This window comes from Pseudomonas sp. AU11447 (genome assembly GCF_001672555.2).
GTDB lineage: Bacteria > Pseudomonadota > Gammaproteobacteria > Pseudomonadales > Pseudomonadaceae > Pseudomonas > Pseudomonas nitroreducens.
Window position 1 is genome coordinate 36,304 of the sequence record NZ_LZDG02000075.1, and the last position, 22,730, is coordinate 59,033.

Annotated in this window: 20 protein-coding genes; 11 read left to right on the forward strand and 9 right to left on the reverse strand. The window is 67.2% G+C overall.

The features are described from left to right. Positions 1 to 40: 40 nt before the first annotated feature. From A6723_RS26245 to A6723_RS26280, 8 genes are all read right to left on the reverse strand, one after another. On the reverse strand, positions 41 to 637 hold the full coding sequence (locus A6723_RS26245; RefSeq protein ID WP_054910954.1) for a GNAT family N-acetyltransferase: 597 nt from the start codon (positions 635 to 637) through the stop codon (positions 41 to 43). Next, a complete protein-coding gene (locus A6723_RS26250; RefSeq protein ID WP_233298522.1) occupies positions 634 to 1,701 on the reverse strand; it encodes an alpha/beta fold hydrolase in 1,068 nt (355 codons plus the stop codon). Before A6723_RS26250 ends, A6723_RS26245 begins: the two co-directional genes overlap by 4 nt. A gap of 2 nt (positions 1,702 to 1,703) precedes the next feature. Beyond that, positions 1,704 to 2,144, reverse strand: coding sequence for a hypothetical protein (locus A6723_RS26255; RefSeq protein ID WP_054910952.1), 441 nt, complete (start codon positions 2,142 to 2,144; stop codon positions 1,704 to 1,706). A gap of 14 nt (positions 2,145 to 2,158) precedes the next feature. Further along, positions 2,159 to 3,469 (reverse strand): alpha/beta hydrolase, encoded by a 1,311-nt coding sequence (locus tag A6723_RS26260; protein WP_139093062.1) that lies wholly within the window; start codon positions 3,467 to 3,469, stop codon positions 2,159 to 2,161. A gap of 165 nt (positions 3,470 to 3,634) precedes the next feature. Further along, entirely contained in the window at positions 3,635 to 4,051 is a 417-nt protein-coding gene (locus A6723_RS26265; protein WP_054910950.1) for a MaoC family dehydratase, read from the reverse strand. A gap of 14 nt (positions 4,052 to 4,065) precedes the next feature. Continuing rightward, positions 4,066 to 4,506, reverse strand: coding sequence for a MaoC family dehydratase N-terminal domain-containing protein (locus tag A6723_RS26270; RefSeq protein ID WP_054910949.1), 441 nt, complete (start codon positions 4,504 to 4,506; stop codon positions 4,066 to 4,068). An 18-nt stretch (positions 4,507 to 4,524) separates the two neighbouring features. Beyond that, positions 4,525 to 5,709 (reverse strand): lipid-transfer protein, encoded by a 1,185-nt coding sequence (locus A6723_RS26275; RefSeq protein ID WP_054910948.1) that lies wholly within the window; start codon positions 5,707 to 5,709, stop codon positions 4,525 to 4,527. A gap of 25 nt (positions 5,710 to 5,734) precedes the next feature. Beyond that, positions 5,735 to 6,835, reverse strand: a complete 1,101-nt coding sequence (locus A6723_RS26280) for an acyl-CoA dehydrogenase family protein (RefSeq protein WP_256235802.1) — start codon at positions 6,833 to 6,835, stop codon at positions 5,735 to 5,737. A gap of 260 nt (positions 6,836 to 7,095) precedes the next feature. Between A6723_RS26280 and A6723_RS26285 the strand changes: the two genes are divergently transcribed. Next, positions 7,096 to 8,652: a long-chain-fatty-acid--CoA ligase gene (locus tag A6723_RS26285; RefSeq protein WP_054910946.1), complete on the forward strand. Its 1,557-nt coding sequence runs from the start codon at positions 7,096 to 7,098 to the stop codon at positions 8,650 to 8,652. A 37-nt stretch (positions 8,653 to 8,689) separates the two neighbouring features. On the opposite strand, the gene A6723_RS26290 is transcribed toward A6723_RS26285, so the two are convergent. Continuing rightward, positions 8,690 to 11,500, reverse strand: a complete 2,811-nt coding sequence (locus A6723_RS26290; protein WP_054910945.1) for a LuxR C-terminal-related transcriptional regulator — start codon at positions 11,498 to 11,500, stop codon at positions 8,690 to 8,692. A gap of 287 nt (positions 11,501 to 11,787) precedes the next feature. Between A6723_RS26290 and A6723_RS26295 the strand changes: the two genes are divergently transcribed. The 10 genes from A6723_RS26295 (at position 11,788) to A6723_RS26340 (ending at position 22,679) form a co-directional block, all read left to right on the forward strand. Continuing rightward, a complete protein-coding gene (locus A6723_RS26295) occupies positions 11,788 to 12,948 on the forward strand; it encodes a CaiB/BaiF CoA-transferase family protein (RefSeq protein ID WP_054910944.1) in 1,161 nt (386 codons plus the stop codon). Between the two features lie 190 nt (positions 12,949 to 13,138). Further along, entirely contained in the window at positions 13,139 to 14,278 is a 1,140-nt protein-coding gene (locus A6723_RS26300) for an acyl-CoA dehydrogenase family protein (RefSeq protein WP_054910943.1), read from the forward strand. 28 nt (positions 14,279 to 14,306) lie between these two features. Continuing rightward, positions 14,307 to 15,494 carry a lipid-transfer protein gene (locus A6723_RS26305; protein WP_054910942.1) on the forward strand — a complete coding sequence of 396 codons (1,188 nt, stop codon included), beginning with the start codon at positions 14,307 to 14,309 and terminating at the stop codon, positions 15,492 to 15,494. Positions 15,495 to 15,602: 108 nt separating this feature from the next. Next, a complete protein-coding gene (locus A6723_RS26310; RefSeq protein WP_054910941.1) occupies positions 15,603 to 16,760 on the forward strand; it encodes an acyl-CoA dehydrogenase family protein in 1,158 nt (385 codons plus the stop codon). A 25-nt stretch (positions 16,761 to 16,785) separates the two neighbouring features. Next, entirely contained in the window at positions 16,786 to 17,802 is a 1,017-nt protein-coding gene (locus A6723_RS26315) for an acyl-CoA dehydrogenase family protein (protein ID WP_054910940.1), read from the forward strand. Then, the gene (locus tag A6723_RS26320) at positions 17,799 to 18,587 is read left to right on the forward strand and encodes a crotonase/enoyl-CoA hydratase family protein (protein WP_054910939.1); all 789 of its coding nucleotides are present in this window, start codon (positions 17,799 to 17,801) and stop codon (positions 18,585 to 18,587) included. The genes A6723_RS26315 and A6723_RS26320 overlap by 4 nt, the downstream gene beginning before the upstream one ends. 59 nt (positions 18,588 to 18,646) lie before the next feature. Beyond that, positions 18,647 to 19,480, forward strand: a complete 834-nt coding sequence (locus A6723_RS26325; RefSeq protein WP_054910938.1) for an SDR family NAD(P)-dependent oxidoreductase — start codon at positions 18,647 to 18,649, stop codon at positions 19,478 to 19,480. A 157-nt stretch (positions 19,481 to 19,637) separates the two neighbouring features. Continuing rightward, positions 19,638 to 21,194: a long-chain fatty acid--CoA ligase gene (locus tag A6723_RS26330; RefSeq protein ID WP_054910937.1), complete on the forward strand. Its 1,557-nt coding sequence runs from the start codon at positions 19,638 to 19,640 to the stop codon at positions 21,192 to 21,194. A gap of 39 nt (positions 21,195 to 21,233) precedes the next feature. Next, entirely contained in the window at positions 21,234 to 22,058 is an 825-nt protein-coding gene (locus A6723_RS26335) for an SDR family NAD(P)-dependent oxidoreductase (RefSeq protein ID WP_082450910.1), read from the forward strand. 138 nt (positions 22,059 to 22,196) lie between these two features. Then, positions 22,197 to 22,679 carry a PaaI family thioesterase gene (locus A6723_RS26340; protein WP_054910935.1) on the forward strand — a complete coding sequence of 161 codons (483 nt, stop codon included), beginning with the start codon at positions 22,197 to 22,199 and terminating at the stop codon, positions 22,677 to 22,679. The last annotated feature ends 51 nt before the right edge of the window (positions 22,680 to 22,730 follow it).

Here is a 22,730-nt window from a genome sequence, read left to right on the forward strand (position 1 = left end):
GGCGGCGTAGCGGGCTGTTGGGAATGGCGCTAGCGGGTGGTCATTCGTTGAGTGCCGAAGACATCCCCCTGGCCCGCGAGCGCAAGTGCAACTGGCTGACTTCGAGGCTGAGCAAGGCCAGGTCGTAGGTCTTGCCGTCGTGATCCTTGACGTGGTTGCGCAGCACCGACTCAGGCCGGAAGCCAAGGTCCTCGAACACGGCAATCGCTGCGCTCTGGTCCACGGTCATCTGCACCGTGAGCTTCTCCAGCCCCTGGGCCAGGGCTTGCGCGAAGCTTTCCTCGGTCAGCACCCGGCCCAGCCCGCAACCGCGCCAGGACGGCTTGACCAGGATGCGCAGGTCGCCGACGTGGGGCGACCAGGAAAGTGCGTCGGTGACGACGGCGGAACAGCCGACGATTTCGCCCCCGGCAACTGCCACCAGGCTGGTGATGCGCTCGCCCAGTGCCGCCAGCCAGGCCGAGATGACGCGCGGATGGCTGATGTTGCGGCGCACGAAGAGCAGGTCATGCACCGGCAGGCGGCCGATGAAGTCGGTCAATGCGGGACCGTCGTCGACGCTCATCAGCCGGAGCTCTACCAACGCGCCATCGAGTGTCAGGCTATGCGGGTATTTACGTGGGAGGGGCTTCTTCATACGGAACGTTTCCCTAACCATTGATCGAGTGCCGGCCATAGCCGTTTGACTGCCGAGGGGCCGGCCACGAGGCTGACGTGCCCGCCGGGGAGTACCAGTTCTTCCTTGTCCGTCGAGCTGACTTTCTCCAGCAGCGGGCGCGCGCAGGCGGGGGGCACCAGGGAGTCGTACTGGGCGACGACGTGCAGCAGCGGGACGCTGATCTGCCCGAGGTCGACCGGGCGGCCACCGATGCGCAGGCTGCCGTTGTGCAGTCCGTTCTTCCACACCAGTTCCTTGACGATCTGCCGGTAGTAGTCGCCGGCCAAGGGCAGGGTGTCGTCGCCCCAGCCGTTCATGATGCGGTAGCCCTTGACGTATTCGGCGTTCCACAGGTTGTCCCAGAGCCGCAGCTGGCCGGCGATGCGCCCGGCCGGCCGAAGCATGTCGAAGGCGTTCTGGATCATGCGCGGCGGAATGATGCCGAGGCGGTCCACCAGGCGATCGACGTCGAAGACTTCCGGGTTGGCGACGATCCGTTGCCAGGCGACCTGCGACCAGTCGATCGGCGTGGTAAAGCACACCAGGTTCTTCACCGGGCCCTCGGGGTGCAGCGCGGTGTAGATGCTGGCGAGAATCCCCGCCATGCAGTAGCCGACCAACGAGACGTCTTCGCTGCCGGAGTGCTCCTGCACGCGGCGCAGGCAGTCTGGGATGAAGTCGAGCACGTAGTTCTCGATCTTCAGGTGTTGTTCCGCGCGAGTCGGTGGACTCCAGTCGACCACATAGACGTCGTAGCCGCGGTGCAGGAGGAACTCGATAAGGCTCTGCCCTTTGGCCAGGTCGAAGATGTACGCCTTGTTGGTAGTGGCCATGACCAGCAGCAGCGGCACCCGGTACACCTCGTCCGCCGTGGCGTGGTAGTGGTACAGGTTTAGCGTGCCGCGCCGGTGCAGCAGGGTCTTGGGCGTCATCCCGACCGCCGGCCTCGGCGAGCTGAGATAGTCGAGGGCGTTCGCCTGGCGCTGCAGCATGCGCTTGGCTTCACTACGCAGGCGTCCGGGCAGGCCGCGATCGAAAGGCATGCTCATTGCTCCTTTTTCGGGCGCCGGCGCGTAGGTTGCGCAGCGGGCTTGCGCGGTTTGGCCCCGGCGCGGGCACGGGCTTCGGCCAGCGCCTGCTCGGGCTCGATGCTCAGCGGCCTGCGGGTGCGCGGCGGGCGTGGCGCCAGTACCGGCTTGTCGGCATCGACGAGCAGCAGGTCGAGCTTGTCCTCGACCCGCCGTACGGCCGCGGCCAGCTCGCCGACTTCGCCACGGCTCGGCAGGTCCAGCCGTTCCAGCACGCAGGCGAGGGACTTCTCCAGGGCGAACTGCACGCCCAGGGAGACCTGGGTGTAGCGCGAGATCGCCTGGGAGAACTCCTTCGAATCCATGTTTCGCGCCGCAAAGTCATTGATGCCATTCTCCAGCCGGGTAATGGCGTCGCGGCACAGTTGCAGGGGATCGGGAAGCAGCGAGAAGGCCATGACTGACTCCAGGTTCAGGGGCGTACGGGATAGGTCTGGGTGGTGATCCGTCGCTGAAGCTGCTCGTCCAGTTGGCGGCGCATCAGGTTGGCCGGCGCCAGGCAGGGGGTGAGCATCCACTGGGTGAAACCGGCGAGTGTTGGCGACACCCGTCGCAGCAGGGCGTCGCGCCAGCCGTCGGTGGCGCTCCAGACGGTCAATGCGGTGCGAGTGGCTTCGCCAACCGCGCCACCCGGCGCGGTTTCATCGGCAATCTCCAGCGTCCGGTCGCTGGCCGGCTCGCCAGCGAAGACGTGCGCCAGTGCCGCTCCGATGCGCTGCAGCGCGTCCTGGCCCGCGCCGACCACGGCGTCGAAATTGAGGAAGCCATGGAACTGCCCGGCATAGTGCAGCAGCTCCACGGGAACCTTGGCGGCACGCAGGCGGCAGGTGTAGTCGAGGCCGTCGTCGCGTATCGGGTCGAAGCCCGCGCTGACCACCAGCGCAGGCGGCAGCTTCGCCAGATCCGGATTACGCCGGGGTGACAGCCACGGGGCGGTGGGGTCCAGCGTCTCGATCGCGCTGGCGGCGACCAGTTGGATCTGTCCGAGCAGGCTGTCGGTGATCAGGTAGCCGTCGGCGTTTTCCGCCAGTGAAGGGAACGCCAGCACCAGCTCCGTCGCCGGGTAGGCGAGCACCTGCAGGCTGAGTTCTGGGCCGCCGCGGCGTACGCTTTCCTGGGCGACGGCGGCGCAGATATTGCCGCCGGCGGAGTCACCTCCGATCGCCAGGCGGCGAGTGTCGATACCCAGTTCCTCGCCGTGCGCGGCGATCCACTCCAGCGCTGCGAGGAAGTCTTCGCGTCCGGCCGTGAGGTCGTGCTCCGGCGCCAGGCGATAGCGCACCGCAATGGTGATGCACCCGGCCGCAACGGCGATGTTGCGGCAGATGCTCTCTGCGGTATCCAGGTCGCCCACCACGAATCCGCCCCCATAGCACCAGAGGAAGGCCGGCAGCAGTTGGTCCGTCCGGTGCGGCTTGAACACGCGCAGGGCGAGCGGGCCGCTCGGGCCATCGATCTCAAGTTGGGTGACGGATGCTACCGGCAGGCGGCGACCGAGCGCCTGGGCGGTCAGGCGCCAGACCTTGCGAATCTCGGACAGCGAGTAGTGCTCGATCGGCCGCACGCGGGTGGCCAGGTTGAGCATGCGTAGAAAGACCCGCGCATCGCGGTCGGGAGCGGCTGCCCGCCAGACCTGGGGCAGCCCTTCGCCGGACGGTCGCGGGGCCACCAGCGCGGGTGGCGAGGGGAGCAGGGGGGCAAGCTGAGGGACCAGTTTCTTCAAGGGGCGTCCTCCGACGATCCATGTGCACAGCAGGTAGATCCTGCTGCCACGATATGGCTGGCCGGATGCGCTCACACCACCCGAATCAGGCGGTTCCGCCGGCGCCCTGGGTGTGTAGGAAAAAGCCCCGCCAGGGCGGGGCTTCTGCGCTAGCGCCAGCGTCGCTCAGAGCGCCACCACCGCATCGCCGAGGATCTTCACCTCGCCATACTGGTTGGCCGTCTGGATCTCCAGCCGGACCCGGCGTTCACCCTCGGCTTCGAACTTCTCCACCACCTTGCCCGAACAGGTGATCACATGGCCGAGGTGGGTGATGCCGGTGAAGCGCACGCCGAAGTCGCGGATCTGCCGCTGGTCCACCCATTGGGTCAGCAGCCGGCCGAGGTAGGCCATCGACAGCATGCCGTGGGCGAACACGTCGGGCATGCCGGCCTTGCGTGCCACGTCGATGTCGATATGCACTGCGTTGTGGTCGTTGGAGGCACCGGCGAACAGCGCCAGGGTGGTGCGGTTGATCGGCGCCAGGGTCAGCGGCGGCAGCAGTTCGCCGGGCTGGATCGAGTCGTAGTTCAGTTGGCTCATTGGGGTTCTCCGCTTCAGCCGTTGCGCTGCACGAGTACGCTGCGCAGGTCCGCCACGTGTTCGCCGCGCTGGTTTGTCACGCGGGTTTCGCGCACCACGAATTCCAGGGCACCGCCTTTCTTGTCATAGATGTCGGCGATCCGTACCTCGAAGGTCAGGGTGTCGCCGGCATAGGCCGTGCGGTGGTACTTGAACGATTCTTCGCCGTGGAGGACGCGTGCCGGCACGATGCCCAGCTCATCGCGCCAGGCGTTGGAGGGGATGAGGAACTCCAGGGAGAAGAGAAAGGTTGGCGGCAGCGGCACGCCGGGGTACCCGGCGTCGCGCGCGGCCTGTTCGTCGGTGTAGAGCGGGTTGGTTTCGCCGATGGCCTTGGCGAAGAAGCGCAACTGGCCCAGCTCCGCCTTGGCGGAGAAGGTCGGCAGCTGCTTGCCGATATGTTTCTTGTCGATCATCAGGGCTGTCTCCGCCGATCAGTTCTTCTGGTAAAGGGTGACCACGCCCGCACCGCCCAGGCCGAGGTTGTGCTGCAGGGCGATGCGCGCGCCTTCGACCTGGCGATCACCGGCGCTGCCGCGCAGCTGGTGGGTCAGCTCGAAGCACTGCGCCAGGCCAGTGGCGCCCAGCGGGTGGCCCTTGGAAAGCAGGCCGCCGGAGGGGTTGGTTACCCACTTGCCGCCGTAGGTGTTGTCGCCGTCGAGGACGAACTGCTCGCCGCCGCCTTCCGGGCACAGCCCCAGGCCTTCGTAGGTGAGCAGTTCGTTCTGCGCGAAGCAGTCGTGCAGTTCCACCACCTGGACGTCCTGCGGGCCCACACCGGCCTGTTCGTAGGCCTGGGTGGCGGCGAGGCGGGTCATGTCGAAGCCGACCACGCGGATCATGTCGCGGGTGTCATAAGTGCTCGGCAGGTCGGTGGCCAGGGCCTGGCCAGCGATCATCACGTCGGTGCGCAGGCCGTGCTTCTTCGCAAAGCGCTCGGACACCACGATCGCCGCCGCGCCACCGCAGGTTGGCGGGCAGGCCATCAGGCGCGTCAGCACGCCTTCCCAGAGCATCGGCGCGGCCATCACTTCCTCGGTGCTGACCACGTTGCGGAACACCGCCAGCGGATTGCGTGCGGCGTGGCGGCTGGCCTTGGCGCGGATTGCGGCGAAGGTTTCCAGCTTGGTGCCGTACTTCTGCATGTGCGCGTAGCCGGCGCCGGCGAACTGGCGGATGGCCGTGGGCAGGTCGGGCTGGCCAATCAGTTCGTTGGTCAGCTGCAGGGCACGCTCGGTGGCAGGGGCGCGGTCGGTCCAGGCGGATTTCAGCGCGCCGGGGTTCATCTGCTCGAAGCCGAACGCCAGGGCGCAATCGACCATGCCGCTCTGCACCGCCTGGCGCGCGAGGAACAGCGCGGAGGAACCGGTGGCGCAGTTGTTGTTGACGTTGACCAGCGGGATGCCGGTCATGCCGACGCGGTACATCGCCTTCTGCCCGCAGGTGGAGTCGCCATAGACGTAGCCGGCGTAGGCCTGCTGGATGGCGGCGAAGTCCAGCCCGGCGTCGGCCAGGGCCAGGCGGATCGCCTGTTCGCCCATGACGTCGTAGCTGTCGCTGGTGCCGGGCTTCTTGAACTGGATCATGCCGACGCCGGCGACGAACACTTTGTTGCTCATGTCAGGTTTCCTGTGGTGGGAGGGATCAGAGCTTGCGCGCGATGAGTTCGCGCATGACTTCGCTGGTACCGCCGTAGATGCGGTTGACGCGCATGTCGACGAAGGCGCGGGCGATGGGGTACTCGAGCATGTAGCCGTATCCGCCGTGCAGCTGGACCATGTCGTCGAGGCACTTCCACAGCGTCTCGGTGGTGAACAGCTTGGCGATGGCGGCTTCTTCCAGGGTCAGGCGGCGGCGCATGTGTTCGGCCAGGTAGTGGTCGACCATCAGCCGTGCGGCAACGGCCTGTGCCTTGATGTCGGCGAGCTTGAACTTGGTGTTCTGGAAGTCCCACACGGTCTGGTTGAAGGCCTTGCGACTCTTCACGTAGTCCAGGGTCTGCTCCAGGCAGACCTCCAGGCGGGCCGCTGCGGAGACGGCGATGGTGAAGCGCTCCTGGGGCAACTCGCCCATCAGGTAGGCGAAGCCCTGGCCTTCTTCACCGAGGCGATTGCCGACCGGTACCCGCAGGTTGTCGAAGAACAGTTCGGCGGTATCGGCCGCGGCCTGGCCGACCTTTGCCAGCTTGCGACCGCGCTGGAAGCCGGCGCGCGTCGCTTCCACGGCGATCAGGCTGATGCCCCTGGCACCCGCGTCCGGGTCGGTCTTGCAGACCACGATCACCAGGTCGGCGGTGAGGCCGTTGCTGATGAAGGTCTTGCTGCCGTTGATCACGTAGTCGTCGCCGTCGCGCACGGCGGTGGTACGCACCGCCTTGAGGTCGCTGCCGGTACCCGGTTCGGTCATGGCGATGGCGAGGATGATTTCGCCGCTGCAGGCGCCGGGCAGCCAGCGCTGCTTCTGCTCTTCATTGCCGCAGCGGGCGATGTAGGGGGCGATGACGTCCGAGTGCATGGAGAAGTAGGCGCCACTCACTCCGGCACGGGCGAACTCCTCGTTGAACACCGCGCTGTGGCCGAAGTCACCGCCACCGCCGCCGTATTCCACCGGCAAGGTGATGCCCAGCAGGCCTTCGCGCCCGGCCTTCAGCCAGGTTTCGCGGTCGACCTGGCCGACAGCGTCCCAGGCTGCCTGGCGCGGCACGCATTCGCGCTCGAAGAAGCGGCGCGCGGTAGTGCGGAACATCTCATGGTCTTCGCGGAAGACGTTACGTTGGATATGCACGGATGACTCCTGGTCCGCTGCCCTTGCGTTCGGCCAGGGCGTAATGGGTTCTGGTGGTTCCAGGCTCTACGGTAGGGTCGTGCCGACGGAGCGAAGCCACCCGCGCTGGGTGGCGGAGCGCCGGCTGCTGGCGGTGCGCTACCCGGTGCGGGTGGTCAGCGTCCGGGAGGCGCTTGCTCTACTGGGCGCAAAGGCCCGGATGGCGGGAAAAGGAGTCCAGCATGTACCTGACGCACAGCCTGCACCGTTCGTTGCAACAGACGCCGGAGGGCATCGTCACGGTGTTTGGCGAGCGCCGGCGGACCTTCCGCGAGTTCGCCGAACGGGTCGCCCGCCTGGCCGGTGCCATGCAGGCGCTGGGGGTGCAGGCCGGCGACCGGGTCAGCATGCTGGCGCTGAACTCCGACCGGTACCTGGAATACATCCTGGCCACCTGGTGGGCCGGCGCCGTGCTCAACCCGGTGAACATCCGCTGGGCAGTGCCGGAGATCGTCTATTCGCTGGACGATTGCGACACCGCGGTGCTGTTCGTCGATGAGCGCTTCCTGCCGCTGGTGGAGGGCATTCGCGCCAGCGCCAGGCGGGTGCCAATCCTCATCTATGCGGGGGAGGGTGAGGCGCCTGCCGGCATGCTCTGTTTCGAATCGCTGATCGCCGGCGCGACAGCGGTGGAGGATGCCGGGCGTGGCGGCAATGATCTCGCCTGCATCATGTACACGGGCGGCACCACCGGCTTTCCCAAGGGCGTGATGCAGACCCACCTGAACCTCTGGTCGGCGTGCATCCAGGCCATCGCGCAGGCGCCGCGCAATGCTGACAGCCGTGAGCTGTACGCCATGCCGCTGTTCCACGTTGCCGGCCTGGCGCGGGTCATCTGCGGTTTCCTGATCGGTGCGGCGCACGTCATCGTGCCGGCATTCGAGCCAGCGAACGTGCTGGCGACGCTCGAGCGCGAGGCGGTGAGCGATGTGCTGCTGGTGCCGGCGATGATCCAGGCACTGCTTGCCCACCCCGAACTGGATCGCCATGACCTGAGCCGGCTGCAGCGCCTGACCTACGGGGCGTCGCCTACCGCCGGGATCGTCGTCGAGCAGCTCCTGGCCAGGCTGCCGCACCTGCAGCTGTCGCATTCCTACGGGCTCACCGAGGCCTGTCCGATCGTCTCCACCAATCCGCCGGCCAACCACGGCGTCGCAGCGCGGCGCAGTGGCCTGTCGCGTTCGGTGGGGCGTGGTGGCTATGGCGTCAGGATGCGTATCGTCGACGGCGAAGGGGGCGAACTGCCGCGTGGCCAGGTCGGTGAAATCAGCGTGCGCGGACCGAACATCATGGGCGGTTACTGGAACAAGCCCGAAGAAACGGCCAAGGCACTACGCGATGGCTGGCTGTTCACCGGCGACGCCGCCTATATGGACGAGGAGGGCTACCTGTTCATCGTCGACCGGCTCAAGGACATGATCATCAGCGGCGGCGAGAACGTGTATTCGGCGGAGGTCGAGAATGCCATCGCCCGGCACCCGCAGGTGGCCATGTGCGCAGTGATCGGCATTCCCCACGCGCAGTGGGGCGAGGCCGTGCATGCGGTCGTGGTGTGCAAGCCCGGTGCTGCCCTGGATGAAGAACAGGTGCGCGCCCATTGCCACGAGCTTGTTGCCGGTTACAAATGCCCGAAGACCGTCGAGTTCCGCGATTCGCTGCCATTGAGCGGCGCCGGCAAGATTCTCAAGCGCGAGCTGCGCGACCCTTTCTGGGCCGGCATGCCGCAGCGGATTGGTTGAGCGCTGGCGTGGAACTCCCCGGCGAACCGGGGAGTTGTCAGACGGCTGACTCCATGTCCCGCAGCCGGGCGACGGCCTCGTCACGACTGCCAACGCCGAGCTTGCTGTAGATGTGCCGCAGGTGCCATTTGACGGTCTCGTGGGACAGTCCCAGCGCGCGGGCAATCTTCTTGTTCGGCAAGGCCTGGGCCAACAGGCGCAACACTTCCATTTCACGTTCGCTCAGCGGCTCCGTGGTGGCAGCGGCTTGCCGTCGCGTTTCGGCCGGCTTGCCAGCGCTCACGCGGGATGCCCGGTCCTGGATTGCCTGCAGGCGTTCGACGTAGAAGCGCAGCACCGGGTCGAGCGTCGAGCCGTTGGCGACCTGGTCGATCAACTGCAGCGCCCGCGGGTGGGTATCCAGCAGGCTGCGCACCTGGCCGTAGCGGTGGCCGGCGCGCAGCGCCGCCAGTACCTTGTCCCGTGCGGCGTCTGGCAGGCCGCGCTGCTCGTCGAGAATAGCAGCGAGCATCTTCAGGCGCGTCACATCGAGCTGGCGGCCTCCGGAGTCGCAGAAGTCGATGAGCAGAGTCAGCCTGCGTACGGCCTCGAGCAGATCGCCCTGGGCGATCTGCCAGCGAATCCGCGCGTTTTCCGCCAGTGCATGGATCTCGCGGGAGGCTCCAGGCCCGCTGCCGACATGCCGTGCCGCGATGCTCTCCAGGCGTGCCAGCTTGGTTTCCGCAGCGACCAGCTCGCCCAGTTGCAGGTGCCAGAGGATCTGCCCCTGCAGGCTGTGTGCCTGCAACCGGTCGAGCCCGAGGCGGCGGGCGTACTCGTCCAGGCGATCGAGGTAGGCGAAGGCTTCGCGATGGTTGCCGGCGAGCCATTGGCATTTGCCCAGCACCTCCAGCACCCGCAACACCGAATCGGGGATCGACATGCGCTCGAAGGCGTCGACCCGGTCGGCCAGCAGCTGGTAGGCGGCTTCCGCCTCGTTGCTTTCGTACAGCGCCTCGCCGAGCAGGGCCGTGGCGAGGAACAGGGCGTCGATGCAGGGTCGGCCGCCGCGCTCGGCCTCATAGATCACTTCGCGGTAGATGCGCTCGGCCTGGATCATCTGACCTTCCATGGCCAGGCTCAGGCCGATCAGGGCGCGACCGAGGAGGGTGCCCGAAGCGGTGCCGCGCAGGGGAGAGCCGTCTACCAGCATGGTCGGCCGGTCGATCTGCAGACGCCGCGCGCGCTCGAATTCGCCGTGGTGCATGTACAGCCAGGAAAGGATGTTGATGCCGCCGCCGACGGTGAAGCCATCGGCCTCCACCGGCGGTGCGAGCAGTTCCGGCAGATAGGCCATGGCCTGGTCGGTGTCGTCGCGCTGGACCGCGACCGCCGCGCGCAGGACCGTGATGCGAAAGCGCGTGGCGGGGTCGCTCGGCGGCACGTCACGGTCCAGTTCCTGCAGGGTCTTTTCGCTGGCGGGCAGGTCGCGGGTGTAGATCTGCATGCGCGCCAGCACCAGGCGCAGGCTGATGCGTGGCTGCAGTTGCTCCAGCGGCAATTGCTGCACCAGGTCGATCAGGAAGCGGATCTCGCCACGCGCCGTCAGGTCGTCGACGCGTTGCTCGACCAGCTCGGCGGCGTCCGCTGCCCGACCGCCGAGTACGGCGTGGCGGATCGCCTCATGCATCTGCTCGTGGTCGCGTAGCCATTCCCAGGCGCGAGTGTGCACGGCTTGGCGCTGCTCCTCGGGGCGCGCGGCAAACAGTTGCAGCAGGGTCTCCCGCAGCAGCGGGTGCAGGCGATACCAGACCTCCGCTTCGCCACCGTCGATGGCGATCAGGAACAGGTTGTCGTTCTCCAGGCGCTGCAGCAGCTCGCGTGCTTCGCCGATGGCTTCCGGCCGGCCGACCAGCGTTGCGCACAGCGGCGCACAGAAGCGGCTGCAGACTGCGGTGTGCAGCAGCAATTCGAGGTTGGTGGGCGAGAGATGGGAGAGTACTTCGGCTGCGAAAAAACGCGCGAAGGCCTGGTTGTCGCTCAGGTGCTCCTGCGGTAGCAGCGCCGTTCGGCCGGGGCCGGAAAGGCGCTGGCGGCTCTTCTTGTAGCTGGCCGCCACCAGTTGCAGGCCGGCGATCCAGCCGTCGGTCATTTCGTAGATGCTCTGGACATCACGGGAGTCGACTTCGCCCAGCTGGGCCCTGAGGAACGCCTCGGCCTCCGTCGGGGTGAAGCGCAGGTCGCGCAGGTCAAGCTCGAGCACCAGTCCATGGCTGCGCAACCGGGCCAGCGACAGCGGGATGGCGCTGCGTGAAACCAGTACCAGGTGCAGATTCGACGGGGCGTAGTCGAGCAACCATTGCAATGTCTGGTGGATCTCCGGATCGCTGAGCGCGTGCAGGTCATCGAGCACCAGCACCACGTCGCGCGGGTGTCCGGCAATGCCCTGGACCAGGGTGATCACGGTGTTCTCGGCCGCCTCTCGGTCGCTGCCGTAACCCTCCAGCAGCGCGGCGTCGCGCACCATCGCCGGCTCCACCTGGGCCAGGCTCGCCAGCAGGTAGTCGAGAAAGCGCATCGGTTGGTTCTCGTCGCTGCTCAGCCCCAGCCAGGCGACGTCGAACCCCAGCGGCAGCAGCAGTTGCCGCCAGGCGACCAGCGCGGTGGTCTTGCCACAACCGGCAGGGCCCTTGATGACGATGCAGCGCTTGCGCCGCGCTTCCTGCAGCTGGGTGTGCAGGCGTTCTCGCGCAACGATGCGGCCGCTGTTGCGGGGTGGTGTCAGCTTGCTGCTGTCGACGGAATCGAACGTCGGATTTCCATTGAGGACGGCAGGCGACTGATTTGTTGTTGTAGGTCGGGTATCCATGGGGCTTCCAGGCAGGTGCTACCGAACGGCTTTCAGTCTAGTGGCACAGCATGAAGCAAGTTCCCAGGCTTCCACCAGTGGTCGCTCGTCGGGGGATTTCGCCATCGCCTTGCAGCCCACGCAGTTACTGCGTCCGGGCGCTTCCGGCCACCCGACACGGGTGGTCGTGCCGGCTCGGGGGTTGCTCTACTTTTCGCCAAAGCGTGCCAACCCCCCGGCCGGCTGCAGCGTGGGTGAGGGCGATCCGAAAAACCAACCGACTAGGCGGTCGGAGCAGGGGGCTGTAGATGGGTGTTCTCAACGGGGTTCGCGTACTGGAGTTCGAGGCCATAGGGCCAGCGCCATTCGGAACCATGCTGCTCGCCGACATGGGCGCCGATGTGCTGCGGATCGACCGGCCGGTGGCTGCCAGCGACCTTGGCCCGAAGCTGGACGGTCCGCGCCTGGACCTGATCGGGCGCAACCGCCGCTCGCTGACCATCGACCTGAAGACGCCCGAGGGGGTGGCTTGCGCCCTGGAGTTGATCGACAAGGCCGACGTCCTGATCGAAGGCTTCCGCCCCGGCATCATGGAGCGGCTGGGCCTGGGCCCGGAGGTGGCGCTGGCGCGCAATCCGCGCCTGGTCTACGGGCGCATGACCGGCTGGGGCCAGACGGGGCCGTTGGCACAGAATGCCGGTCATGACCTCAACTACATCGCCTTGTCCGGCGTGCTCTCGGCCATCGGCCCGGCCGGCGGCCGCCCGGTGCCGCCACTCAACCTGGTGGGCGACTATGGCGGTGGCGGGATGTTGCTGGCCATGGGCGTGCTCGCGGCATTGCTCAACGTTCAGCGGGGCGGGCAGGGCCAGGTGGTGGATGCCGCCATGACCGAGGGCGCCGCGCAATTGGGCGCGATCTTCTGGGGGCTGGTGGCCAGCGGCAATTGGCGCGAGCAGCGCGGCAGCAACCTGCTGGACGGTGGTGCGCCCTGGTACGACACCTACCGCACCCTGGATGGGCACTACATGGCCATCGGCCCGGTGGAGTCGCGCTTTTATGCGGAGCTGCTGGAGAAGCTCGGCCTGGCTGACGCCGCGCTGCCCGGACAACACGACCGCGACGGCTGGCCGAAGCTGCGTGATGCCTTTACCCGCGCCTTCCTCGGTCGCACGCGGGACGAATGGAGCAAGGTCTTCGAGGGCAGCGACGCCTGCGTATCGCCGGTACTGGGATTCAGCGAAGCCGCGGAGCATCCGCACAACCGTGCGCGGGGCAGTTTCGTCGAGGTCAATGGCATCGTGCAGCCGGGGCCGGCGCCGAGGTTCCAGGGCACGCCATCGGCTCCGCCGCGGCCTGCTCCGCGACGTGGCCAGCACGGTGGCGCGGCATTGCGCGACTGGGGTTTCGATGCCGCCCAGGTCGCGGCCCTGCGCAGCCGCGGACTGGCGTTCATCGACGAAACCTGAGGCGGACCATTCCCCATCAAGGCGCCTGCGGGCGCCTTTTTTGCGTCCTGCGTTTGGCCGATGCCGGTGCGCCGGCATCGCCACCCAACGTGGGGGGCCGTCTCGCTCGCCTTCCTCTCTAGATTCGTTTGCAGAACAACAGCAGGCCAGCGGGCCGGTTGCGCGATTTCGCAGACCATTTGGAGAGCCGATGCACATTCAACGTACCGTTTACCGTGACGACCACGAGATGCTGCGCGAGAGCGCACGACGCTTCTTCGAGCGTGAATGCGTGCCGCGCCAGGCAGCCTGGGACGCTGCCGGCCAGGTTGACCGCGAAACCTGGTTGAAGGCCGGGCGCGAAGGCCTGCTTTGCCTCACCGTGCCGACCGAGTATGGCGGCGGTGGCGGTGACTTCGGTCACTGCGCCGTGCTGATCGAAGAACTGCACCGTGCCGGCATTTCCGGCTGGAGCCTGGGCGTGCATTCCGACATCGTCGCGCCCTACATCGTCCGCCTCGGGACCGAAGAGCAGAAGCGCCGGTGGCTGCCGGATATCTGCGCCGGCAAGACCGTGCTCGCGGTGGCCATGACCGAGCCGGGTTCGGGCTCCGACCTCAAGTCGATCCGTACCAGCGCCGTGCGCGATGGCGACGAGTGGGTGATCAACGGCAGCAAGACCTTCATCAGCAACGGCCTGCAGTGCGACATGGTGGCGGTGGTCTGCAAGACCGACCCAGCCGCTGGGGCCAAGGGCTGCAGCATCATCATGGTCGAAGCCAACCGCGAGGGCTTCCGTCGCGGGCGCAAGCTGGAGAAGGTCGGCCAGGCGGCGGCAGATACCTCCGAACTGTTCTTCGATGACGTCCGCGTGCCGGTCGGCAATCTGCTCGGCGAGGAGAACAAGGGCTTCATCCACCTGATGGAGGAGCTGCCCCAGGAGCGCCTGGTGATCGCCGTGTACAGCGCCGCCAAGCTGGAGCGCATGCTCGAGCAGACCCTGGACTACGTGAAGGAGCGCAAGGCCTTCAACCAGACCGTCTGGGACTTCCAGAACTCCAAGTTCAAGCTCGCCGACATCAAGGCCCAGGCCACGGCCGTGCGCCTGATGGTCGACTACTACCTGGGCGAACACATGTGCCGCCGCCTGACGTTGCAGGAGGCTGCCATCGCCAAGCTGTTCGCCACCGAAACGCTGTGCAAGTGCATCGACGATATGGTCCAGCTGCACGGCGGCTACGGCTACATGCTCGAGTACCCGATCGCCCGCGCCTTCGTCGACATGCGCGTGACGCGCATCTTCGGCGGCACCAGCGAAGTGCTGCGCGAACTGATCGCACGCCAGCTGTGACCCCATCCTTCCGTATTCAGGTGAAAGCATGAGCGAGAAAGTACTGGTTGCCGGCGTCGGCATGATTCCCTTCAGCAAGCCGGGGGCCAGCCCGAGCTACACGGAAATGGGCGCCGAAGCGGTGCGCCGCGCCCTGGCCGATGCCGGCATCGGCTACGGGCAGGTGCAGGAAGCCTACGCTGGCTACGTCTACGGCGATTCCACCTGCGGCCAGACCGCCCTCTATGAAGTGGGCATGTCCGGCATCCCGGTGGTCAACGTCAACAACAACTGCTCCACCGGCTCCACCGCGCTCTACCTGGCGCGCAAGGCCATCGAGTCGGGCTCCGCCGATTGCGTGCTGGCGCTGGGTTTCGAACAGATGCAGCCGGGTGCGCTGAAGTCGCAATGGAGCGACCGTCCGCCGACCCGCGAACGCTTCCTGCCGGTGCTCTGGGGGCAGACCCCGGACATGGACGGCATGCCGCAGGCGATCCGCACCTTCGGCGGCGCCGGGCGCGAATACATGGCGCGCTACGGCTGCAGCATGGAGACCTTCGCGGCGGTGCGCGCCAAGGCCAGCCGCCACGCGGCGAACAACCCACTGGCGTTGTTCCGCAAGGTGCTGACCACCGAGGACGTGATGAACGACACGGTGATCCTGCCCGGCGTGCTGACGCGCCTGATGGCCTGCCCGCCAACCTGTGGCGGCGCGGCGGCGATCCTGGTCTCCGAGCGTTTCGCGAAAAAGCACGGCTTGCGCAGCGACGTGCAGATCCTCGCCCAGGCGATGACCACCGATACCCCGGAATCTTTCGACCCGCCCTCGATGCTCAGCTGGGTCGGCTCGCACATGGTTCGCGCCGCGGTCGGCCAGGTCTACGAAAAGGCCGGTGTCGGTCCCGACGACATCGACCTGTGCGAGCTGCACGACTGCTTCGCGCAGATGGAAGTCATCAGCTACGAAACGCTTGGTTTCTGCCCTGAAGGCGGCGCCGAGCGCTTCGTCCGCGACGGCGACAACACCTACGGCGGACGCATTGTCATCAATCCCTCCGGCGGCCTGCTCTCCAAGGGGCACCCGCTGGGCGCCACCGGCCTCGCCCAATGCTACGAGCTGACCCAGCAACTGCGCGGCAACGCCGAGCAGCGCCAGGTCGAGGGCGCACGCCTGGCGCTGCAGCACAACGTCGGCCTGGGCGGCGCCTGCGTCGTCACCCTGTACGGCAAGAACTGAGCGAGCAGCGGCGGTCCAGCGGGGCCGCACGCCAGCAACGAGGATGCGAGAGATGCAACACCTGCCTAGCGCCCAGAGCGGCGAGACTGATCAACCGGAGGCTGCCCGATGAGCTCACTGCTCGACGCCTTCCGCCTGGAAGCGCTGCCGGCACCGGCCGAGGCGTTCCGCGCCGAGGTGCGGCGTTTCCTCGCCGAACACCTGCCGGCAGTGCCGGCGGACATTCGTGCGCGCAGTTGGACTGGCTTCGACGCCGCCTTCAGCCGCCAACTGGCCGCGCGCGGCTGGGTCGGCCTGACCCTGCCGCAGAGCTGCGGCGGCGCCGGCCTGGATGCCTTCAGCCGCTTCGTGCTGGTCGAAGAACTTCTGTCGGCCGGGGCGCCGGTGGCGGCGCACTGGATCGCCGACCGCCAGAGCGGCCCGCTGATCCTCAAGTTCGGCAGCCAGGCGCAGCGTGACTTCTACCTGCCGCGTATCTGCGCCGGGGAGGCGTTCTTCTGCATCGGCATGAGCGAGCCGAACTCCGGCTCGGACCTGGCCAGCGTGCGCAGCCGCGCCGTGCCCTGCGCGGAGGGCTGGCGCCTGAACGGCCGGAAGATCTGGACCACCAACGCCCAGCACGCGCACTACATGATCGCCCTGGTGCGGACCTCCGGCGTACCGGACGACCGCCAGAAAGGCCTGTCGCAGTTCATCGTCGACCTGCGCCAGCCGGGGGTGAACGTGCGGCCGATCGCCGACCTGGCGGGTGATTCGCACTTCTGCGAAGTGACCTTCGACGACGTGCTGCTCGGGCCGGATGCCCTGGTGGGCGAGGAGGGCAGCGGCTGGCAACAGGTCAACGCCGAGCTGGCCTTCGAGCGCAGCGGGCCGGAGCGTTTCTATTCCAGCGTGGTGCTGCTCGACCTCTGGGCGGAGCACCTGCGCCGCGTGGGTTGCAGCGCGGCCGAGGCCAGCCAGTTGGGGGCCTTCGTCAGCCAGCTGGCCAGCCTGCGCTGCCTGTCGCTGGCGCTGACCGCCAAGCTCGCCCGGGGCGAGAGCCCGGTGATCGAAGCGGCGCTGGTCAAGGACCTCGGCACCGAGTTCGAGCAGTCGATTCCGGTGGCCATCGCCGCCGCCCTCGGCGCGAACCCGGACGCCCCGGTCGACGCTGAGCTGTACCGCACCCTGGCCTACCTGAGCCAGATATCCCCGACCTTCTCGCTGCGTGGCGGTACCCGCGAAATCCTTCGCGGCATGATCGCCCGCGGCCTCGGCCTGCGTTGACCGGCACTCGACAGGACTCCCGACGATGTTCACTGAAGCAATTGAAAAACTCCTGGCCGATCACTGCACCGCGACGTTGATCCGTGCGGTGGAAGGCGGTGAAACACCCACGGCGCTGTGGCGTCTGCTGGAGGACAGCGGCTTCCTCGAACTGCTGACCCCAGAGGAAGAGGGCGGCGCCGGCCTCGACCTGGCGGCACTGTTTCCCATCCTCCAGGCCTTCGGTCGCTACGCGCTGCCGGTTCCGGCGGCACAGAGCATCGCCGCCCGCGCGTTGCTGTACGGCAGCGGCGTGGCCGCACCGGCAGGCATGCTCAGCCTGGCCGGCAATGCCCGGCGCGAAGCGGACGGGACGCTGGTCGCGCCCCTGGTGGCCTACGGGCGGTTTGCCGACTACCTGCTGGCCAATGTCGACGGCGACCTGTTGCTGCTCGACTGTGCCAGCGCCCAGCGTTCGTCGTCCGGCGTGCATGGCAGCCTCTGCGCCGACCTGCGCTGGTCAGCCGGGCCTGTACTGGCGACCGTGCCGGGACGGGGCGAGGCCCTGCGTGTATTCAGCGCCGCGGTACATGCCGCTGCCATCGCCGGGGCAATGAACTGGTGCATCGACAAGACCCTGGAGTACTGCAACGACCGGGTGCAGTTCGGCAAGGCCATCGGCAAGTTCCAGAGCATCCAGCACCAGTTGGCCGTGATGGCCGAGCAGGTCGCCGCCGCCACCGCCTCTGCCGAAATGGCCTTCAGCGGCAGCGACCGGCTGCCCCAGGCGATTCCCGCGGCCATCGCCAAGGCCCGCAGCAGCATGGCTGTCCCTTTGGTGACTGCCACCGCCCACGCCCTGCACGGCGCCATCGGCGTAACCGAGGAATTCGACCTGCAACTGTACAGCCGCCGCCTGCACGAATGGCGCCTCGCCGAGGGCGCCGAAGGTTACTGGAACCGCCTCGTCGGCTCGGCATTGCTGGCCCTGTGCGGCACCGGCTGCAGCGAGTTCGTACGCCAGGCCACTCCCTTCAGCGCAATCCAAGGACAACCCGCATGAGCGAGCTGCTGCAGTATCAACAGGACGGCCATGTCGTCACCCTCACCCTCAACGATCCCGAGCGGCGCAACCCGCTGACCGGCAACGGCATGGTCGAGGCGCTGCTCGATGCCCTGGATCGAATCCACCGCGACAGCAGTGTCCGCGCCGTGATCCTGACCGGCGCCGGTACGGCGTTCTCCTCCGGCGGCAACGTCCGCGACATGGAGCGCTACGCGAAGATGCCGAACATGGCGCTGCGCCAGGAGTACCGCCTGGGCATCCAGAAGGTGCCGCTGGCGCTGTTCAACCTGGAGGTTTCGGTGATTGCCGCGATCAACGGCCACGCCATCGGTGCCGGGCTGGACCTGGCCTGCATGTGCGACATCCGTATCGCCGCGGAGCAGGCCAAGTTCGCCGAAAGCTTCGTCAAGCTGGGGATCATCCCCGGCGACGGCGGCGCCTGGCTGCTGCCACGGATCGTCGGCCTGTCGCGGGCCAGCGAGCTGACCCTGACCGGGCAGACCATCGATGCGCGCCAGGCGCTGGACTGGAACCTGGTCTCGCGTGTGGTGCCGGCCGCGGAGCTGCTGCCTTGCGCCCGCGAGATCGCCGAGGCCATCGCCGCCAATCCACCGCACGCCGTGCGCCTGGCCAAGCGCCTGATGCGCGAGGCGCTGCATACGCGCCTGGACACGCTGCTGGAGATGTCCGCGGCCTACCAGGTGCTGGCGCACCAGAGTGCCGACCACCAGGAAGCGGTGGCGGCTTTCATCGAAAAACGCACGCCGGTGTTCACCGGCTGAAACCAACCCGCGCGCCGGGTCATGCGGCCCGCTGCGCAGAGCATTCAGGAGTCGACACAATGAAGAAACTCGAAGGCAAAGTGGCACTGGTGACCGGTTCCGGCCGTGGCATCGGCCGCTGCGTGGCGCTGCAACTGGCGGAAGAGGGCGCGCGCTTGGTGATCAACGACCTCGACCAGGCACCGGCCGACGAAGTGGTCGCGGAAATTCGCGCCGCCGGTGGCGAGGCCGTGGCCTGCGTGGGCAGCGTGACCGCGCCCGACTTCGCCGAGCGCTTCGTACAGACCGCGGTGAAGCACTTCGGCAGCATCGACATCATCGTCAACAACGCCGGCTTCACCTGGGACAACGTGATCCAGAAGATGAGCGACGAGCAGTGGTACGCCATCATCGACTGCCACCTGACGGCGCCGTTCCGCATCCTCCGCGCCGCTCAGCCGATCATCAGCGCCCTGGCCAAGAAGGAAGCGGCCGAAGGCCGCGAGGTGCTGCGCAAGGTGGTCAACATCTCCTCCGGTGCCGCCGGCGGCAACGCCGGGCAGAGCAACTACTCGGCGGCCAAGGCCGGCATCCTCGGCATGACCAAGACCCTGGCCAAGGAGTGGGGTCGCCTCAAGGTCAACGTCAACGCCGTGGCCTTCGGTTTCATCGAAACCCGCCTGACCCAGGCGCTGGCCGGTGACGAGAGCAAGACCGTGAACATCGAGGGCCGCGAGATCAAGGTCGGTATCCAGCAGGCCTACATCGACAACGCCAGCCGCGCCATCGCCCTGGGCCGACCGGGCAAGCCGGAGGAGGCCGCCGGTGCCGTGGTGCTGCTGTGCCTGCCGGGTTCGGACTTCGTCTCCGGGCAAACCCTGTATTGCGGTGGTGGCCCTGGCGGCAACTTCTGAACCCTGCAGGCGCGAACCCACCTGCCTGTGCGGTTCGCGCCCCAGCCCTTGCCGCCGGTTCACCACCCACCACGGGTAGGTGTCCATGGAGCAGTCATCACTAGGATGCCTCAAGGCCGTCGCCCGGCCGGACATGGCTCCCAAGAGGACAATAACAATGCACATGACCCATGCTCTTCAGCGCGCACTGCTGCTTCACCCTGACCGTCTGGTCACCATCTTTCGTGACCGCCGGCGCAACTACCGCGAGTTCGGCGAGCGCGTCGCCCGCCTGGCGGGGGCCCTGCAGGCGCTCGGTATGCAGCCGGGCGATCGCGTCGGCATGCTCGGCCTGAACTCCGACTGGTACTTCGAGTACGTGCTCGGGACCTGGTGGGGCGGCGGCGTGATCAACGGCGTCAACACCCGCTGGAGCGTCCCGGAGATCGTCTACTCGCTGGACGACTGCGATACGCGCATCCTGCTGGTCGACGACAACTTCCTGGCCATGGCCGAAGACATCCGCCGCAGCGCCAAGGTCGCGCCGGTGCTGATCCACGTTGGCGATGGGCCGGCGCCGGACGGAATGCTCTCCTACGAGCAACTGCTGCGTGAGGCCCGGCCGGTAGAGGACTGCCAGCGAGGCGGCACCGACCTCGCCAGCATCATGTACACCGGCGGCACGACCGGACATCCCAAGGGCGTGATGCACAGTCACCAGAACATCTGGTCGATGCTCATGGCGCGCCTCGCCGGCCATCCGATCGAGGAAGGCGCGGTGGTCCTGCATGTCGCGCCGATGTTCCACGCGGCGGCGCTGGCCGCGGTACTGCTGCAGTACATGATGGACCTGCCGCACGTGTTCATGCCGGGGTTCGAGCCGGTGGAACTGATGCAGACCATCCAGCGCGAGCAGGTCCGCGAGACCCTGCTGGTACCGGTCATGCTGCAGGTGATCCTGACCCACCCGGAATTCCACCGGTACGACCTGAGCAGCCTCAAAAGCATGGTCTACGGTGCTGCGCCGATATCCCCGGCGCTAATGAACCTGGCCCTGGAGCACCTGCCCGGCCTGGAGTTCACCCAGGGCTACGGGATGACCGAGACCACCAGTGGCGTCGTCTTCAACGGCCCGGAAAACCACAGCGCCGCGGGCGTCGCCAGCGGTCGCATCCGGGCTGCCGGCCAGCCGGGCATCTCGGTATTGGCGCGGATCGTCGACGAGCAGGGCGAAGAGGTCCCGCGCGGCAGCGTGGGCGAGATTCTCCTGCGGGGCCCGCAGATCATGCTGGGTTACTGGAACCGCCCTGAGGAGACCGCCCAGGCCCTGCGCGGTGGCTGGATGCACACCGGCGATGCCGGCTACATGGACGATGAGGGCTACATCTACATCGTCGACCGGGTCAAGGACATGATCGTCAGCGGTGGCGAGAACGTGTACTCGGCAGAGGTGGAAGGCGCGATCGCCAGCCACCCGGCGGTCGCGCTCAGCGCGGTGATCGGCATCCCCCACGCGAAGTGGGGCGAAGCGGTGCACGCCGTGATCGTCCTCAAACCCGGCACCCGCGCCGAGGGCGAGGAGATCATCGAGCATTGCCGGCGCTTCATCGCCGGCTACAAGTGCCCGAAGACCGTCGAGTTCCGCGAAGCCATGCCGCTCTCGGCGGCCGGCAAGATCCTCAAGCGCGACCTGCGCAGCCCCTATTGGAAAGACCAGCAGCGCGCGGTCAATTGACCGCGCGGCAGGCTAACCGTGACTGACAAGGAGACAAACGTGAGCAAGAACCTCGAAGGCAAGGTTGCCATCGTATCCGGCTCCGGCCGTGGCATTGGCCGTGAGATCGCCCTGAAGCTGCACCGTGAAGGCGCCGCCGTGGTGATCAATGATCTGGATGCCGCACCGGCGGAAGAACTGGTCGCGCAGATCGTCGGCGAAGGCGGAAAAGCCGTGGCCTGCGTCGGCAGCGTCACCGACGGTGACTTCGCCGAGCGCTTCGTCGGTACCGCGCTGTCGTCCTTCGGCGGCCTCGACATCATCGTCAACAACGCCGGCTACACCTGGGACAACGTGATCCAGAAGATGACCGACGAGCAGTGGGACGCCATCCTCGATGTGCACGTCAAGGCGCCGTTCCGCATCCTTCGCGCCGCCTCCGCGCATTTCCGCGAGTGTGCCAAGAAGGAGGCCGAGGAGGGCCGGGAAGTGTTCCGCAAGGTTGTCAACATTTCCTCGGTGTCCGGCGTGCGCGGCGGTGCCGGCCAGGCCAACTATTCCTCGGCGAAATCCGCGGTGAATGGGCTGACCAGGGCACTGGCCCGCGAGTGGGGTCGTTACAAGGTCAACGTCAACGCGGTGGCCTTCGGCTTCATCAAGACCCGCCTGACCGAGGTCTCCGCCGAGGACAACACCGTGCTGAACATCGATGGCCACGACATCAAGGTCGGCATCCGCCCGGAAATGGCGAAGAACGCCGCCTCGATCATTCCCCTGGGCCGTGCCGGCACCCCGCAGGAAGCCGCCGGTAGCGTCTACCTGCTGTGCGCGCCGGAATCCAACTACATCTCCGGCCAGGTGCTGATCGTCGACGGCGGTCGTTGACTGGGCCGGGCCACCCTCGGGTGGCCCGGTTCCTTCCGCCTTCCGCCCGATTCCTCCGCCACTCCAGCCCAGCGGCGACAGCCGTAGCCTCTCGACATCGACTGTCCCGCTCCGACTCGTACTCCGAGGGACAAACCGATGATTGCCAACGAGCCCACTTCCGATTCGCCTCTACTGCCCATTCCTGCCGGCTTCGAGCCGTTGCGCCGACCCGATGGCCAATACGGCTTCGTCCAGCACTGCCAGGGCATCTACCTGCACAGCGAGCGCCGCGTCGTAGCAGCGCGTGTGCTGCCGGTCCACCTCAATGCCCTGAACATCGCCCACGGCGGCTTTCTCGCCACCCTGGCCGATACCGCTTTCGGCGCGCTGCTGCGCCTCGCCGGTGATTTTCCGCAGGCGCCGGTGACCATCGAGATGAGCGTCGACTACATCCATCCGGCCCGGCCGGATGCCTGGATCGAGGCGCACCTGGAGGTCCACAAACTGGGTCGCAATCTCTGCCGCGCCAGCCTGGGCCTGATGGATGGGACGCAATTGATCGTGCGCGCCAAAGGTACCTTCATGGCCAATCCACCCAGCCTGCGTGATACCCCGCGCCGCGAAACCTGTGCTGTGTAACGCACGGTAACGCGCCTTCCACGCGCAGGGTTCCAAGCCACCGATTCGCGG